The organism is Mycobacterium bohemicum DSM 44277 (assembly GCF_001053185.1).
Classification (GTDB): Bacteria; Actinomycetota; Actinomycetes; order Mycobacteriales; family Mycobacteriaceae; genus Mycobacterium; species Mycobacterium bohemicum.
The window spans coordinates 434238-449906 of record NZ_CSTD01000001.1 but is presented as its reverse complement, the minus strand read 5'-3'; the positions used below and the strand labels follow the sequence as shown (position 1 = coordinate 449906).

General features: G+C 68.7%; 16 protein-coding genes. 4 read left to right on the top strand and 12 right to left on the bottom strand.

Features of this window, described 5'->3' with window-relative positions; all coding sequences use genetic code 11:
- Window positions 1–27 precede the first annotated feature (27 nt).
- The 7 genes from prcA to BN971_RS02200 all read right to left on the bottom strand — a co-directional run bounded on the left by prcA (window position 28) and on the right by BN971_RS02200 (window position 6188).
- Window positions 28–792 (bottom strand): proteasome subunit alpha, encoded by a 765-nt coding sequence (gene prcA / locus BN971_RS02230; RefSeq protein WP_085180949.1) that lies wholly within the window; start codon window positions 790–792, stop codon window positions 28–30.
- Complete coding sequence (gene prcB / locus BN971_RS02225; protein WP_085180948.1) at window positions 789–1673, bottom strand: proteasome subunit beta; 885 nt, start codon at window positions 1671–1673, stop codon at window positions 789–791. Before prcB ends, prcA begins: the two co-directional genes overlap by 4 nt.
- Window positions 1670–1864: a ubiquitin-like protein Pup gene (locus BN971_RS02220; protein WP_085180947.1), complete on the bottom strand. Its 195-nt coding sequence runs from the start codon at window positions 1862–1864 to the stop codon at window positions 1670–1672. The genes prcB and BN971_RS02220 overlap by 4 nt, the downstream gene beginning before the upstream one ends.
- Window positions 1865–1991: 127 nt before the next feature.
- Window positions 1992–3500, bottom strand: coding sequence for a pup deamidase/depupylase (dop, locus tag BN971_RS02215; protein ID WP_085180946.1), 1509 nt, complete (start codon window positions 3498–3500; stop codon window positions 1992–1994).
- Window positions 3501–3534: 34 nt separating this feature from the next.
- Window positions 3535–4761 carry an IS110 family RNA-guided transposase gene (locus tag BN971_RS02210; RefSeq protein ID WP_085180018.1) on the bottom strand — a complete coding sequence of 409 codons (1227 nt, stop codon included), beginning with the start codon at window positions 4759–4761 and terminating at the stop codon, window positions 3535–3537.
- A 421-nt stretch (window positions 4762–5182) separates the two neighbouring features.
- Entirely contained in the window at window positions 5183–5815 is a 633-nt protein-coding gene (locus tag BN971_RS02205) for an ATPase (RefSeq protein WP_085178802.1), read from the bottom strand.
- A gap of 22 nt (window positions 5816–5837) precedes the next feature.
- Complete coding sequence (locus BN971_RS02200; RefSeq protein ID WP_085178803.1) at window positions 5838–6188, bottom strand: type II toxin-antitoxin system Phd/YefM family antitoxin; 351 nt, start codon at window positions 6186–6188, stop codon at window positions 5838–5840.
- Between the two features lie 153 nt (window positions 6189–6341).
- On the opposite strand from BN971_RS02200, the gene BN971_RS02195 reads away from it, so the two are divergent.
- Window positions 6342–6974 (top strand): hypothetical protein, encoded by a 633-nt coding sequence (locus tag BN971_RS02195; protein WP_085178804.1) that lies wholly within the window; start codon window positions 6342–6344, stop codon window positions 6972–6974.
- A gap of 4 nt (window positions 6975–6978) precedes the next feature.
- On the opposite strand, the gene BN971_RS02190 is transcribed toward BN971_RS02195, so the two are convergent.
- Together BN971_RS02190 and arc are read right to left on the bottom strand one after the other, a co-directional pair.
- A complete protein-coding gene (locus BN971_RS02190) occupies window positions 6979–8787 on the bottom strand; it encodes a hypothetical protein (RefSeq protein WP_085178805.1) in 1809 nt (602 codons plus the stop codon).
- A 34-nt stretch (window positions 8788–8821) separates the two neighbouring features.
- Window positions 8822–10651: a proteasome ATPase gene (arc, locus tag BN971_RS02185; protein WP_085178806.1), complete on the bottom strand. Its 1830-nt coding sequence runs from the start codon at window positions 10649–10651 to the stop codon at window positions 8822–8824.
- 295 nt (window positions 10652–10946) lie between these two features.
- On the opposite strand from arc, the gene lppK reads away from it, so the two are divergent.
- Complete coding sequence (lppK, locus tag BN971_RS02180) at window positions 10947–11498, top strand: lipoprotein LppK (protein WP_085178807.1); 552 nt, start codon at window positions 10947–10949, stop codon at window positions 11496–11498.
- Window positions 11499–11506: 8 nt separating this feature from the next.
- On the top strand, window positions 11507–11806 hold the full coding sequence (locus BN971_RS02175) for a DUF503 domain-containing protein (RefSeq protein ID WP_085178808.1): 300 nt from the start codon (window positions 11507–11509) through the stop codon (window positions 11804–11806).
- A 111-nt stretch (window positions 11807–11917) separates the two neighbouring features.
- Here BN971_RS02175 and trmI read toward each other — a convergent pair whose 3' ends face one another.
- On the bottom strand, window positions 11918–12760 hold the full coding sequence (gene trmI / locus BN971_RS02170; RefSeq protein ID WP_085178809.1) for a tRNA (adenine(58)-N(1))-methyltransferase TrmI: 843 nt from the start codon (window positions 12758–12760) through the stop codon (window positions 11918–11920).
- 74 nt (window positions 12761–12834) lie between these two features.
- Between trmI and BN971_RS02165 the strand changes: the two genes are divergently transcribed.
- Window positions 12835–13716 carry a RecB family exonuclease gene (locus tag BN971_RS02165; protein ID WP_085178810.1) on the top strand — a complete coding sequence of 294 codons (882 nt, stop codon included), beginning with the start codon at window positions 12835–12837 and terminating at the stop codon, window positions 13714–13716.
- 11 nt (window positions 13717–13727) lie between these two features.
- Here the strand turns inward: BN971_RS02165 and BN971_RS02160 are convergent, their stop codons facing one another.
- On the bottom strand, window positions 13728–15119 hold the full coding sequence (locus BN971_RS02160) for an FAD-containing oxidoreductase (RefSeq protein ID WP_090349755.1): 1392 nt from the start codon (window positions 15117–15119) through the stop codon (window positions 13728–13730).
- A complete protein-coding gene (locus BN971_RS02155; RefSeq protein WP_085178812.1) occupies window positions 15116–15598 on the bottom strand; it encodes a DUF4126 domain-containing protein in 483 nt (160 codons plus the stop codon). The genes BN971_RS02160 and BN971_RS02155 overlap by 4 nt, the downstream gene beginning before the upstream one ends.
- Window positions 15599–15669 lie beyond the last annotated feature (71 nt).

The following is a 15669-nucleotide window of genomic DNA, read 5'->3' as shown; positions in this document are numbered from 1 at the left end:
GTGACGGTTTTGTAGCCGGGGCGGCGGCTACTTGGCCGACTTGCCGTTCTTGGATTCGCCCTCGGGCTGCGGCAACAGCGCGTTGAGGGCCGAGCCCGTGATGCGGCGAAATGCCCGACGCGGCCGGCTGGCGTCCAGGACCGCGACCTCCAGGGAGGCCACGCCCAGGGTCGGCTGGTCGCTGCCCGAGCCCCCGGAGTTGCCTGGGGCGTCGGCGCTGCCGGCGCGCAGCGCCTCGACGGCGATGCGCACCGCCTCGGATAGATCGGCGTTCTCCCTGAAGGTGTCCTTGAGCGCCGTGGCGATGGGCTCGGTGGTGCCGCCCATCACCACGAAATGCGGCTCGTCGGCGATCGATCCGTCGTAGAGGATCCGGTAGAGCTCGGGCGGCTTGGTCTCGCCGTAGTGCGCCACCTCGGCGACGCACAACTCGACTTCGTAGGGCTTGGCCTGCTCGGTGAAGATGGTGCCCAACGTCTGCGCGTAGACGTTGGCCAGTTGCCTGCCGGTGACGTCGCGGCGGTCGTAGGCGTAGCCGCGGGTGTCGGCGAACTGGATCCCGCCGCGGCGCAGGTTGTCGAACTCGTTGAACTTGCCCGCGGCGGCGAACCCGACGCGGTCGTAGAGTTCGCTGATCTTCTGCAAGGACCGCGACGGGTTCTCGGCCACGAACAGCACACCGCCCGCATACGCCAGCGCGACCACGCTTCGGCCGCGGGCAATGCCCTTGCGCGCGAGCTCGCTACGCTCGCGCATGGCCTGTTCGGGCGAGATGAAATACGGGAAGCTCACTTCTTCCCCCGCTTTTCGGCGTCGGGGCCAAATGTGTCTGCGCGCGAGCGGCTTTCGACCACCTGCCGGGCCAGCTCGGCGATGCGGCTCTCCGGCACCTCGACCGCGCCCTCGGCGCCGATGGTGACGGCCGTCGGGTAGATGCCGCGAACCAGATCCGGTCCGCCGGTGGCGGAATCGTCGTCGGCGGCGTCGTAGAGCGCCTCGACCGCCACCCGCACCGCGGAGTCGGCGTCGGTCACCTGTGAGTACAGCTTCTTCATCGACGACTTCGCGAAGATCGATCCCGAGCCCACCGACTGGTAGCCCTCTTCCTCCAGGTTCCAGCCGCCGGCGGCGTCGAACGACACGATGCGCCCGGCGGTTTCCGGGTCGGCGGCGTGAATGTCATACCCCGCCAGCAGCGGAAGGGCGACCAGCCCCTGCATCGCCGCGGCCAGGTTCCCGCGCACCATGATCGCGAGCCGGTTCACCTTGCCGGCGAACGTCAGCGGCACCCCCTCGAGCTTCTCGTAGTGCTCGAGTTCGACGGCATACAGGCGGGCGAATTCCACCGCGATCGCCGCGGTTCCGGCGATGCCCGTGGCGGTGTAGTCGTCGGTGATGTACACCTTCTTCACGTCGCGCCCGGCGATCATGTTGCCCTGCGTCGAACGCCGATCCCCGGCGATGAGGGCCCCGCCGGGGTATTTCAGCGCGACGATCGTGGTGCCGTGCGGCAGCTGAGCGCCCGCCGCTCCGGGATGCCCGCTGCCCAGGCTCGCCGGCAGCAGCTCGGGCGCCTCGCGCCGCAGGAAGTCGGCGAAGGACGACAGATTTACCGTGGGATTGGCCGGAAGTGCGAAGTTGGTGGGCAGGCGATCAGAAAAGGACCAGGTCACTGTCCGCCCTTTTGGACATACGCCCGGACAAAGTCCTCAGCGTTCTCCTCAAGGACGTCGTCGATCTCGTCGAGCAGGTCGTCGGTGTCTTCGGCAAGCTTCTCGCGGCGCTCCTGGCCCGCGGCCGTGCTGTCGGTGAAGTCGTCGTCATCACCGCCGCCACCGCCACGCTTGGTCTGCTCCTGAGCCATAGCCGCCTCCTGCTTGATCCGAGTTCATGCAACGCTTTGTCGATGTTCTCTTGGTAGCCGCGCCACATTGCCCGTTGGTCTTCTCTACCCTACCGTTCGACCCCGACGTTTCCCTCCCGAACCGGGCTCAGCTCGTGAGTTGCTCCACCAGTTCGACGGCGCTGTTCACGGAGTCCAGCAGCGCGCCGACGTGCGCCTTGCTGCCGCGCAGCGGCTCCAGGGTCGGGATGCGGACCAGCGAATCGCCGCCGAGGTCGAAGATCACCGAGTCCCAGCTGGCCGCGGCGATGTCGGCGCCGAAGCGGCGCAGGCATTCCCCGCGGAAGTACGCGCGGGTGTCCGTCGGCGGGTTGTCGACGGCTTCGAGCACCTGATGTTCGCTGACCAGACGCTTCATCGAGCCGCGCGCCACGAGGCGGTTGTACAGGCCCTTGTCCAGCCGGACGTCGGAGTATTGCAGGTCGACCAGGTGCAGCCGCGGCGCCGACCAGTTCAGGTTCTCCCGCTGCCGGAAGCCCTCCAACAGCCGCAGCTTGGCGGGCCAGTCCAGCAGCTCGGCGCATTCCATGGGGTCGCGCTCGAGCAGGTCGAGCACGTGCGCCCAGGTCTCGACGACGTCGGCCGCGCGGGGATCGGGGTCGCGACCGTCCACCAGCTTGGCCACCCGGTCGAGGTAAATGCGTTGCAGCGCAAGGCCCGTCATTTCGCGGCCGTCGGCCAGGGCGACCGCGACCCGCAGCGACGGGTCGCGGCTGATCGCGTGGACGGCGTGCACCGGCCGGGCCAGCGTCAGGTCACTGAGGTCGATGCCGTGGGCCGGGCCCTCTTCGATCAGATCGAGCACCAGCGCCGTGGTGCCCAGCTTCAGGTAGGTCGACGTTTCGGCGAGGTTGGCGTCGCCGATGATCACGTGCAGCCGGCGGTAGCGGTCGGCGTCGGCGTGGGGCTCGTCGCGGGTGTTGATGATGCCGCGCTTGAGGGTGGTCTCCAGCCCGACCTCGACCTCGATGTAATCCGAGCGCTGGGAGAGTTGGAAGCCCGGCTCGTCACCGGAGGGCCCGATGCCGACCCGGCCCGAACCGGTGACCACCTGGCGGGACACCAGAAACGGGGTCAGCCCGGCGATGATCGCCGAGAACGGCGTCTGGCGCGACATCAGGTAGTTCTCGTGCGACCCGTAGGAGGCGCCCTTGCCGTCGACGTTGTTCTTGTACAGCTGCAGCTTGGCCGCGCCCGGCACGCTGGCGACGTGCCTGGCGGCGGCTTCCATGACGCGTTCGCCGGCCTTGTCCCAGATTACGGCGTCGAGCGGGTCGGTGCATTCGGGCGCCGAGTACTCCGGGTGCGCGTGGTCGACGTAGAGGCGCGCGCCGTTGGTCAGGATCATGTTGGCCGCGCCCACCTCGTCGGCGTCGACCACGGGCGGCGGTCCCGCCGAGCGGCTCAGGTCGAAACCCCGGGCGTCGCGCAGCGGCGATTCCACCTCGTAGTCCCAGCGGGTCCGCTTGGCGCGCTGAATCCCGGCGGCCGCGGCATAGGCGAGGACCGCCTGCGTCGAGGTCAGGATCGGGTTGGCGGTCGGGTCCGACGGCGACGAGATGCCGTACTCGACCTCCGTGCCGATAATCCGTTGCATCCCACCAGCCTAGACATCCCAGGACCGTAAGTTGTCAAGCTGCTTGGGTGTCGGGGTTGGGTTGGCGATGTGCCCAGGCTTTGTGTTCGTCGTAGGCGTTGTGGTGGCAGAGGCAGCCGTGCAGGATGCCTACGAGGCGGTTACCTAAGGCGCGTAGCGCTTGGTGGTGGGTGTCGCCGCCGGCGCGGTGTTGGTCGTAGAAGGCGCGGGCACCTGGACTGCGGTTGAGGGCGCAGAAGGCCCATTGGTCGATGGCGTCGTAGAGGCGGCGGTTGCGGACGTGGCGGGCCAGCACGGCGCGTTTCTTTCCCGACGCGATGGTAAGCGGTGACGTTCCGGCGTAGTTCTTGCGAGACTTGGCGGTGGTGTATCGGTTCGGGTCGTCCCCGAACTCACCGAGCACCCGGGCGCCGAGGATGACACCAAGTCCTGGCAGGGAGAGGTAGATGTCGGCGTCCGGGTGTGCCTCAAAATGCGTCGCGAGTTCTGCTTCGAGTTCGCCGATCTGGCGGTTTAGCTCGGCGATGATCCCAACCGTGGCGCGGGTTGTCGCGGCGAAAGCGGCGGTGACCGCGCCCGGGGCAGCGAGCTGCTCGCTGCGCAGAATTTCCTGAATCTGCAGCGCTCGAGTATCGAGGTTACGTTGGCGCCCAGCAGCTTTGAGCGTTGACCGGATCTTGGACAGGCTCAGCCGCGCGGCCTCGACCGGAGTCGGTGCACGGCCCAGGACGGCCAGGGCATCGCGGCCGGCAAGGTCCTCGAAGGCCTCCAACGCCGCAGGGTAGTACTCGCGCAAGGCGCTGCGCAGGGCGTTGGTGTGGCGGGTTCGGGTCCAGATCAGATTCTGGTGACCTCGCGCCAAGACCTTGACCGCCTCGACAGCCGCACTGTCCCCGGCGATCGGGCGATGGTTGTGGCGGTCGGTGCGGACTAGGTCAGCCAGTAGTTTGGCGTCACCGGCGTCAGACTTCGCACCCGACACTTGGTGACGGTCGCGGTAGCGGGCCACCGCGAGCGGGTTGACCGCGAACACTTGATAGCCAGCCGCGGTCAGGGCCTCGACCCACAAACCGCGGTCGGTTTCGATGCCGATCACCACCTGGGTGGGTTCCTCGGCGTGGGCGGCCACCAGTTGGTGGAATCCGCGGATGCCCGCGAGTCCCTCCGGGAGCCGGCGCGATGCCAGCCGGGCCCCCTCGGCGTCCATCAGGTGGACGTCGTGATGGTCCTCGGCCCAATCGTCTCCGACGAATATCGTCAACTCGCCTCCTGTTCGATGTTCGGTGAAACATGCTCGAGCCCAAGGACATCTGGCGGCAACCTAATGGATCAGTGCTCGAAGCACGACACCCCATCAGCGCTACAGATGACCTCACCAACCGGCCGGGGCACGATCTAGGCTTAGAAGTCAAACAGCACTCCAGGCTTAAGCAGTGCTCACCGGCCGGCGGCTCGGTGATCAGGATCTACCGACCGGGCATCAAAACCTGTCAACGGCTCGCTGATCGGTTCCCATTAGGCTTGCTGACGATGCGCCCCGGGACGGGGCGCTGAGGAAGCAAGCAATCGGTCCCGGCTTGCTGACGATGCGCCCCGGGACGGGGCGCTGAGGAAGCAAGCAATCGGTCCCGGCTTGCTGACGATGCGCCCCGGGACGGGGCCGACCGGCTCGCGCGCTGGGCTCAGAGTTGTAGCGCGGCGGCGACGATGGGCTTGGCCCAGTCCGGGGTGCCGGTCAGCTCGGCCGGCCCGACGATGCGGCCGCGCCGCATGTGCAGCACCAGCACCGGCAGCGGCGCCTGCCCGGCCGCCGGGTCGGCGGTCGCGGAGTTGTCGTACACCCGTAGCTCGGTGAGCAATGGGAGCAACCGCACCAGGTTCAACACGCTGTGCCGGTAGCGGCGGCGGATGTCGGCTTCCGGAATGTCGTGCCCGCCGGCGCGGACCCGCTGTCGCACCCGCTCGACGTGCGCGTCGGCGCTGGCCAGCCCGACGTAGAACACGCGCACCTCGATGCCGCGTTCGGCGGCCTCCGCCAGCAATCGCGGCATGGTGTTTCCGCCCAGCGTCGTTTCGAAGTTGAAATGAAGCCGCCGATCGATGGCTCGCTGCAACAACTTTCGGCCCTGCTGCCATGCCGCCGCGTTCGCCTCGGTCTGACCGAGTCCGGGGTTGGCGGACTTCAGGGCGCGGGCCGCCTCGTCGGCGTTGTAGTAGTCGCCGCCCGCCGCGCGGATCGCGGCGCCGCCGATGCTGCTCTTGCCGGCACCGTTGACGCCCGCCAACACATACAGCCGCGGCGTTTGGGGAGCCATCAGCGGCGCCGGATCACCGCCGTCACTGTCCGCGGGCCGCCTTCACCGCGGCCGCACCGAGTTCTTCCGGTGTGGCGTCGAACGCCGCAGCGACGCCGGACTTGGATTCCGCCGTCTGCATCCGGGCCAGCAGTTCGTCGAATCGCTCGCTCAGGTCGTCGAGCGCCGGCGTGGCGGACTCGATCAACGCCAGGAACTCGGGATAGGAGAGCAGCACCGCCCTGGGCGTTTCGTGCTTGGTGATCACCACCGCACCGCCGCCGAGCGTGGCCTGATCGAAGACCGCGCCGAACTGGTTTCTCAGCCGGGTCGACGTGACGGTCGGGACGTCGACCAGCTTGCCGTCGCGGTTGCGGAAGGTGACGGTGGACATGGCCCTCCCCTGGTCGGTGGTGCGCTCGTTCCACCAGTCTAGGCACTTTGTACATTTTGTGTGAATTGTAGGGTTAGACGGGCCGGCGGCGGGGGCCACCGGAGGCCCGCGCGTCAAGTTGACGCCACCCAGCCCAGTGACTAATTTCACCGTGTGTCCGCACCCGAATACAGCGATCAATCGGCCGATCTGTCCGGCAAGCGCTACGGCGAGGTGCTTCTGGTCACCCCCGGCGAGGCGGGCCCGCAGGCGACTGTTTACAACAGCTTCCCGCTCAACGACTGCCCCGACGAGCTGTGGTCCGCGTTGGACGCCCACGCCATCGCCAGCGAGAACGGCGCGGCGGCGGCCCTGCTCAACGGTCCGCGCTACTGGTTGATGAACGCCATCGAAAAGAAGCAGCAGGGCCCCGAGATCCGCAAGACGTTCGGGGGCATCGAGATGATCCAGCAGGCGACGGTGTTGCTGTCGTCGATGAACCCGGCGCCCTACGTTCCCAACCGGGTGAGCCGCCACACGGTGTTCGTGTTCAACGCCGGCGAAGAGATCTACGAGCTGATCGACCCGCAGGGGCGCCGCTGGGTCATGCAGACGTGGAGTCAGGTCGCCGACCCGAAGCTGTCGCGGGCCGACCTGCCCGGCTTGGCCAGCCGCCTCGACCTGCCGCCCGGGTGGAACTACCAGCCGCGCAAGCTGACCAGCGAACTGCGCGTCGACACCAGGACGCAGGCCGCCGAGGTGCTGCAGGACAACCTGACGAACAGCTACTCGCTCGAAACAGACTGACCTTTCAGCCGCGATTGGCCAGCCAACTGCGGTGCCGGACCGCGGCCTTGCGCGCTTCCTTGGCCAGCGCCCGATCCGACAGATGACGGCCGAGCACGTCGAGGACCTGGGCGGTTTCGGGCGCCGGATGTCGCCACATGCTCTCCAGTAACTGCGACGGTTCGGACATGCCGGCGAACACGCTGCACAGCTCGTCCGGGTCGTCGACGTTGCCGGCGAGCATGTCGACGAGCACCCCGACGTCGACGAAGCTGCCCAGGGTCGCGGCGTCGGCGCGTTCGTGCGAGATCAGCCACAGGGCCGCGTGGCCGGCGACCGGGGTGTCCAGCAGTTGTCGCACCCACGGTTCGGCGACGGTCAGGTCGAAATAGTCCAGCGCGACAAAACCGGTCATGCGACCCGCGGCGTCGGGGCTGGCCGCGATGGCCTCGGCCAGAAGCTGGACGCGCTCGCCTTCCGGACGGCCGCCGCGCCACGCGGCCACCAGGGCCGAGTGCTGGGTGTCGGGAACCGCCAACAACGCCTCGATCAGCGCGCGGCCGTCGCCGTCGGCGATGTCGTCGACGCGCCGCAGCGCGTAGCCGGCGTCGTCGAGGTAGTCCGGCAGGAGCCGGCGGCCGAGGGCGGTCAGGGACACGGCGCCGCCGGTCCACTCGCTGCGGCCATACGCGTGCGGCAACTCGGTGCGCCCGGTCCATCGCACGACGCCGGCCTGCTCGAGGATCTCGAAGATGTCGCTCATGGAGCGCTGGGTCCAGTCGTCGAGTTGATCCCTGGATTCCGGCACGTACGGCGCCACCTGGCGGGCTATGACCGATTGGGCCCACTCGAGCACGGACTCGAAGGTGATCTGTGTGTTCGCGTCGGCGAGCAGCGGCGCCAGCCAGTGCACGATCCCGTCGTCGAGCACCTCGTGCACCTCGTCGAGGAACCAGATCCGCCCGGAGTACAGCGTCTCCAACGGCCCGAGTTGGACGATGGCCGCGAATAGCGCCGCCGCCCGCTGCACGGCGGAGCGCCCGGCCCAGGCCTTCACCCGAACCAAGCGACGCTGATGCACCCGGACGGCGCCGGCCTGCTTGGCGAGGTCGAGCAGGAAGTTCAGCCACGGCAAGTTCGCCGTGGTGTGCGTGCGTAAGGTCTTGTCGCCGATCCGGGTGTCCATCTCGTCGCCGGTGTCGAGCAGATCGACCAGCGCGCGGCCGTCGGCCAACTTCAGGTTTCCCTTGTCCGTCAGCTGCCTGCCGTCGGGTCCCAGGTAGTCGCGCAGGGCCTCGAGCTTGGCCAGTAACGGCGCGGCGGCGGCCGACGACTCCACGTCGGCCGGCGGCGGCGGGACGTAGACGAACGGCAACTCGGGTGGCTCCGACGAGAGGTCCTCGTCCCCGGGCTCGAACGCGTCCTCCACCGGCGGCGTCGGATTGCACATCTCGGCGCGCACGGTCGGCGCGAGGTCGGCCGCCAGCCGCTTCAGCCGGTCAGCGCGCTCGACGCCACCGACCAGCCGACCCGTGGCCGCCATGAAATCCACGTAGACACCGACCGCGCCGCAGAGGTACGCCGCGCCGTCGGGGTGCCCGGCATAGCGGCGCGGGCACCACTCCAGCAGGAACTCCGTGACGTCACCGGGGCCGAATTCGTCCAGCACACCGCTGGAATGGTGATACCGCCAACCCAGGAAGATCTTGACGTCGTTGACGACAGCGGCCCGCTCGGCCGCGGGCCGATCCAGCCACCCGCCCAGCTCGTCGAGCAGCGCATCGCGAACGGTGCAAAACGCGTCGTCTTCGCCGGGACCAAACGCAAGCCGCACCCGTGCGACGCTAGTCGCACGGGTGCGCAAACGGCTACAGGTACTGACCCAGGTTGGACTCGGTGTCGATCGCGCGCGATGCGCTCGACGACTTGCCGGTGACCAGGGTGCGGATGTAGACGATCCGCTCGCCCTTCTTGCCCGAAATCCGCGCCCAGTCATCGGGATTGGTGGTGTTGGGCAGGTCCTCGTTCTCGGCGAACTCGTCGACGATCGAGTCGAGCAGGTGCTGGATGCGCAGACCGGGCTGCCCGGTCTCCAGCACCGACTTGATCGCGTTCTTCTTCGCCCGGTCGACGACGTTCTGGATCATCGCCCCGGAGTTGAAGTCCTTGAAGTACATGACTTCCTTGTCACCGTTGGCGTAGGTGACCTCCAGGAACCGGTTGTCGTCGATCTCGGCGTACATCCGCTCGACGACCTTCTCGATCATCGCCTTGATGCAGACGGTGCGGTCCCCGCCGAACTCGGCGAGGTCGTCGGCGTGCAGCGGCAGGGTCTCGACGAGGTACTTCGAGAAGATGTCTTGCGCCGCTTCGGCGTCCGGCCGCTCGATCTTGATTTTGACGTCGAGTCGCCCGGGCCGCAGGATCGCGGGGTCGATCATGTCCTCACGGTTGGAGGCGCCGATCACGATGACGTTCTCCAGCCCCTCGACGCCGTCGATCTCGCTCAGCAGCTGCGGGACGACCGTGGTCTCGACGTCCGAGGAGACGCCGGTGCCGCGGGTGCGGAAGATCGAGTCCATCTCGTCGAAGAACACGATCACCGGTGTGCCTTCGGACGCCTTTTCGCGGGCGCGCTGGAAGATCAGCCGGATGTGGCGCTCGGTCTCCCCGACGAACTTGTTGAGCAGCTCGGGGCCCTTGATGTTGAGGAAGTAGGACTTGGCCTCGCGGGCGTCGTCGCCGCGCACCTCGGCCATCTTCTTGGCCAGCGAGTTGGCCACCGCCTTGGCGATCAGCGTCTTGCCACAGCCGGGGGGGCCGTAGAGCAACACACCCTTGGGCGGGCGCAGCGCGTACTCGCGGTAGAGCTCCTTGTGCAGGAACGGCAGCTCCACGGCGTCGCGAATCTGCTCGATCTGGCGGGTCAGCCCGCCGATGTCCTGGTAACTGACGTCCGGCACCTCCTCCAGGACCAGGTCTTCGACCTCGGCCTTGGGGATGCGCTCGAAGGCGTAGCCGGCCTTGGTGTCGACCAGCAGGGAGTCACCCGGGCGCAGCTTGCGCGGCTTGGTGTCGTCGTTGAGGGCGTCGGGAACGCCGTCCGGCAGGTCCTCGGCGACCAGCGGCTCGGCCAGCCAAACGATGCGCTCCTCGTCGGCGTGGCCGACGACCAACGCGCGGTGGCCGTCGTTGAGCACCTCACGCAGAGTGGAGATCTCGCCCACCGATTCGTAGGTGCCTGCCTCGACCACGGTGAGGGCCTCGTTGAGCCGGACCGTCTGCCCTTTGCGCAAGGAGGAGACGTCGATGTTCGGCGAGCAGGTCAAGCGCATCTTGCGGCCAGAGGTGAACACGTCGACGGTGTCGTCGTCGTGGGCGCCCAGCAGGACCCCGTAACCGCTGGGCGGTTGCCCGAGGCGGTCGACCTCTTCCCGGAGGGCCAGCAACTGCTGCCGGGCCTCCTTGAGGGTTTCCATCAGCTTGGAGTTGCGCGCCGCAAGCGAGTCGATGCGGGCTTCCAGCTGGTGCACATCGCGGGCGGAACGCGCGCTGCCCGGCGACCCCGCCGCGTGCTCCAGTTGCTCGCGCAGCAGCGCCGCTTCGCGCCGTAATTGCTCCAATTCGGCAGCATCGCCGCTGGACATGTCGGACTCACCAGGGGTACCGAATGCTTCAGAACGCTCTGAGCCACCCATATTGCGCTCCTTTCCCGCACCCAATGGTGCGGCGATACTTCAAAGCTACCGGCGATTGGGGGTTGATGTGCGCAGTCAAATACCCACGAAAAGTTAAGACTTTCGTCACGCTGGTAAATTCGCCGATGAATCGGGTTGAGCGAAAGGGCCGTCGGAGACGATTGTGACTGCAAAACGCCTTGCCGCCTGCGCCGCCCACTCCGCCGCCGTTGGAGCGCCGAACAGGGATGTGACTTCGATTGCACCCGTTGGCCCGACCGCTTCGATAACCCGCGCGTAACCGGGCCGAAATCGGATGCGCCGACGGCCCCCCGCACCGCTCGTCGCCGCCGCCGTTCTGGCGGTGGGGCTCTCGGCGTGTTCGTCGAATCAGCCCAAGATCGCGTCGTCGCCCGCCGCCCAGGCGCCGCCGGCCTCCTCGATTCCCGTCGCCGCCCCGCCGACAAGTCCACTCCCCGGCCCCGAAGCGCTCAACGCGGTGCTGACCCGGCTGGCCGACCCGAACGTCCCGGGCGCCGACAAGGTGAACCTGGTCGAGGGCGCCACCCCCGACAGCGCCGGCGCCTTCGACAAGTTCATCAACGCGCTGCGCGACAACGGTTACCTGCCGATGACGTTCGCCGCGAACAACATCGCCTGGTCGGACAAGAACCCCTCGCACGTGATGGCCACCATCACCGTCAACACGGCTCAGCCCAGCAACCCGAACTTCACGTTCCCGATGGAGTTCACGCCGTTCCAGGGCGGCTGGCAATTGTCGCGGCGGACCGCCGAGATGCTGCTGGCCCTCGGTAAGGCACCCGGCTCGGGCCCGCCCGCAGCGCCCGCCCCGACGCCCCCACGTTGAGCCGCGGCATGTGGATCGGCTGGCTCGAATTCGACGTGTTGCTGGGCGACGTTCGCTCGCTCAAGCAGAAGCGATCGGTGATCCGGCCGGTGGTCGCCGAGTTGCAGCGCAAGTTCAGCGTGTCGGCGGCCGAGACGGGTTCCCACGAGCTCTACCGGCGGGCGGGCATCGGCGTGTCGCTGGTTTCCGGTGACCGCGGCCACGCGGTCGACGTGCTCGACGCGGCCGAACGCCTGGTGGCCGCCCATCCCGAGTTCGAGTTGCTCTCGGTGCGACGCTCGCTGCTGCGCAGCGACGACCTCGACTGATCGCGGGTGAACCGACGGCGTCGAGCGTGACGTGGCGGCGAGCCCCGTCGGCGTGTCGCCGCCGAGGATTCACTGGCGATGACGAGCCGACGACCGGCGGGGCGCCCGTTCCTATCCATCGCGCCCGACGCGCTTGCGCCCCAGCGGCGCGGGCGCCACGGCCCCGGGTGCGAGCCGTCGCGTGAACACCAGGAAGGCGGTGTGCCCGCGCATCGAATGCTGCGGGCGCACGGCCAGGCCGACGACGTTCCAGCCGCGCTGCATCGTTTCCCACGACCGCGGCTCGGTCCAGCACTGCTGCGCCCGCAGCGCCTCGACCACCCGCGACAGCTGGGTGACGGTGGCCACGTAGATCATCAGCACCCCACCGGCCACCAGCAGTCGCGCCACCGCGTCGAGCACCTCCCACGGCGACAGCATGTCCAGCACCGCCCGGTCGAAGGAGCCGTCGGGCAGCTCGGAGTCCGAGACGTCACCGACGATCAGGCGCCAGTTCTCGGGCGGGCCGCCGAAGAACACCGAGACGTTGCGGCGGGCGTGCTCGGCGTGGTCGGCGCGCTCCTCGTAGGAGACCACCCGGCCCCCGGACCCGACCGCGCGCAGCAGCGAGAGGGTCATCGCGCCCGAACCGGCGCCGGCCTCCAGCACCCGCGCGCCCGGAAAGATATCGCCCTCGTGCACGATCTGCGCGGCGTCCTTGGGGTAGATGACCTGAGGCCCGCGCGGCATCGACATCACATAGTCGACGAGCAGCGGTCGCAGCACCAGAAACAGCGCGCCGTTGCTCGACTTGACGACGCTGCCCTGCTCCAACCCGATCAAGGCATCGTGTGCGATCGAACCGCGATGGGTGTGAAACTCGGCGCCCGACGTCAGCACCATCGTGTAATGCCGGCCCTTGGCGTCCGTGAGCTGGACGCGTTCCCCCGGGACGAACGGGCCGGTTTCGGACACGGCGTCCAGCGTGCCAGCCGACTCGCCGCGACGGCTGCCCGGGGTTGTCGGCACCCGGGCCTAGGCTGCGGTTCATGACCGAGCTGCCGGCGCCACGCACACCGCGGCCGGCCGCGAAACCGGCCCTGTCCCCGTCGCGGGCGGCGGATTTCAAGCAGTGCCCCCTGCTCTATCGGTTCCGGGCGATCGACCGGTTGCCGGAGGCCCCGTCGGCGGCGCAGCTGCGCGGGTCGGTGGTGCACGCCGCGCTGGAGCAGCTCTACAGCCTGCCGGCCGCGCTGCGCGGATGCGACACGGCGACGTCCCTCGTGGCGCCCGCGTGGGACAAGCTGGTCGCGGCCGAGCCCGAGCTGGCCGACGCCCTGGAACCCGAACACCGCGACCGGTTGCTGGATGAGGCGCGCGCGCTGCTGTCCGGTTACTATCGGCTCGAAGACCCGACCCGATTCGACCCGCAGAGCTGCGAACAGCGCGTGGAGGTCGAACTCTCCGACGGCACGCTGCTGCGGGGATTCATCGACCGCATCGACGTCGCCGCCACCGGCGCCGTGCGGGTCGTCGACTACAAGACCGGCAAGGCGCCGCCCGCCGCCCGCGCGCTGGCCGAATTCAAGGCGATGTTCCAGATGAAGTTCTACGCCGTGGCGTTGCTGCGCTCCCGCGGCGTGCCGCCGGCGCGGCTGCGGCTGATCTATCTGGCCGACGGCCAGGTGCTGGACTACTCCCCCGAGCCGGACGAGTTGCTGCGGTTCGAGAAGACGCTGATGGCCATCTGGCGCGCCATCCAATCGGCGGGCCAGACGGGCGACTTTCGCCCCAGCCAGTCCCGGCTGTGCGACTGGTGCCCGCACCAGCAGCACTGCCCGCTGTTCGGCGGCACCCCGCCGCCCTACCCGGGATGGCCGGATCACGGCCTGGCGCAAGACATTTCGCGTCCAGCCGAGCCCGCCGCCTGATCGAACGGCCGCTAGTCCGACAGCGGCGACATCTCCTGCAGCACGGTCGGGATGAGCTCGCTGACCGTCGGGTGAATGTGCATGGTGCGCGCCAACGTGGTGTAGGGCGCCTTGGCCGACATCACGTCCAGGATCGCGTGGATCGCCTCGTCGCCGCCGACTCCCAGGATGGCGGCGCCCAGGATCTCGTGGGTGTCGGCGTCGACGACGACCTTCATAAACCCTTGCGTCTCACCCTTTTCCACCGCCCGCCCCACGCGGGTCATCGGCCGCTTTCCGACCAGCGCCCTGCGGCCCGACGCGCGGACCTGAGCGACGGTCATTCCGGCGCGCCCCAGCGGCGGGTCGATGTAGAGGGCGTAGGTGGTGATGCGGTCGCTCACGCGGCGCGGATCGTCGTCGAGCAGGTTGGCGGCGACGATCTCGAAGTCGTTGTAGGAGGTGTGGGTGAACGCGCCGCGACCGTTGCAGTCGCCCATCGCCCAGATGTGGTCGACGTTGGTCTTCAGCTGGTCGTCGACCACGATGTAGCCGCGGGCGTCGGTCTGCACACCGGCGGCATCCAGGCCCAGGTCGTCGGTGTTGGGCCGGCGCCCCACCGCCAGCAGCAGGTGGCTGCCCCGGACCGGGTCGGCACCGTCGGCGGGCGTGAGCTCGAAGCCCTCGAAGCCCTCGAAACCCTTGTCGCGCTTGGCGACCCGCACGCCGTCGGCCCCGAGCACGACGTCGATGCCTTCGGCCTCGAGGATCTCCCGGATGGTGGCCGAAACGTCGTCGTCCTCGCGCGACGCCAGCCGTGAGCCCCTCTCGACGACGGTCACGCGGGCCCCGAAGCGCCGGTACATCTGCGCGAACTCCAACGCGATGTAGCTGCCGCCGACGATGACGAGATGCTGCGGCAGCGTGTCCAATTCGAGTATCGACACGTTGGCGAGGAACTCCACGTCCGACAGTCCCGGGATGTCCGGCACCACCGCGCGGCCGCCGACGTTGAGGAAGATCCGGTCGGCCTTCAGCAGGTCGGGGCCGACCCGCAGCGTGTGGGGGTCCTCGAAGCGGGCGTGGCCGCGAAAGACGGTGCAGCCCTCCATGCCGTCCAGCCAGCCCTCCACGCCCTCCCGGTCGGCGAGCATGATGCCGTCCTTGCGCGCCTTCACTTTCGCCATGTCCACGCTGACCGATCCGGTCCCGACCCCGTATTCGGCGCCGCGGCGCGCCAGGTGCGCGGCGTGGGCGCTGGCCACCAGGGTCTTGGTGGGGATGCATCCGTTGTTGACGCAGGTGCCGCCGATGAGCTTGCGTTCGACCACCGCGACGCGCTGTCCGGCCGCCGTCAGCCGGCCCGCGAGCGGGGGTCCGGCCTGACCCGCACCGACGACGATCGCGTCGAAATGCTCTGTCACAGGCTGGCCGTCGCGGCGAGGATCGCGAAGCCGCCCAGGATGGCGATCGCGTCCTCGACGAGGGCGACCGGCAGGTCGTGCCCGCCGCGCGCCGCGACCAGCCGCCGGCGGGCGTGATAGCCGCCCAGCGTGCCGATCACGGCCCCGATCACGCCGGCGCCCAGCGAGCTGAACGTGTAGTGCCACGCCGCACCGAGCGCCGCGGCCGCGAACGCGCCCAGCACCATCCGAGCGGTGAACGACGGGCCCGCGGTGCGTGGCGGCGTCGTCGGCCGTTTGTCCATGACGAGCTCACCGATCGCGAGGACCGTGAGAATCAGCGCCGTGATGATGTTGCCCACCCACGACGCCCAGGTGCCGTGCAGGTTGATCCAGCCCAGCCAGGCGGCCCACGCGACGACCGTGGGAGCCGTCAGCGACCGCAGCCCGGCAACGACACCAATCAGCAACGCCATCAACAGAACTAGCGCATGCGTCACGAGGCCCTCCTTGGGGGATGAAGGCCCGGCGACGTGACTCGGGTCCGGCCCGTCGGCGGCCTTGCCCTAGC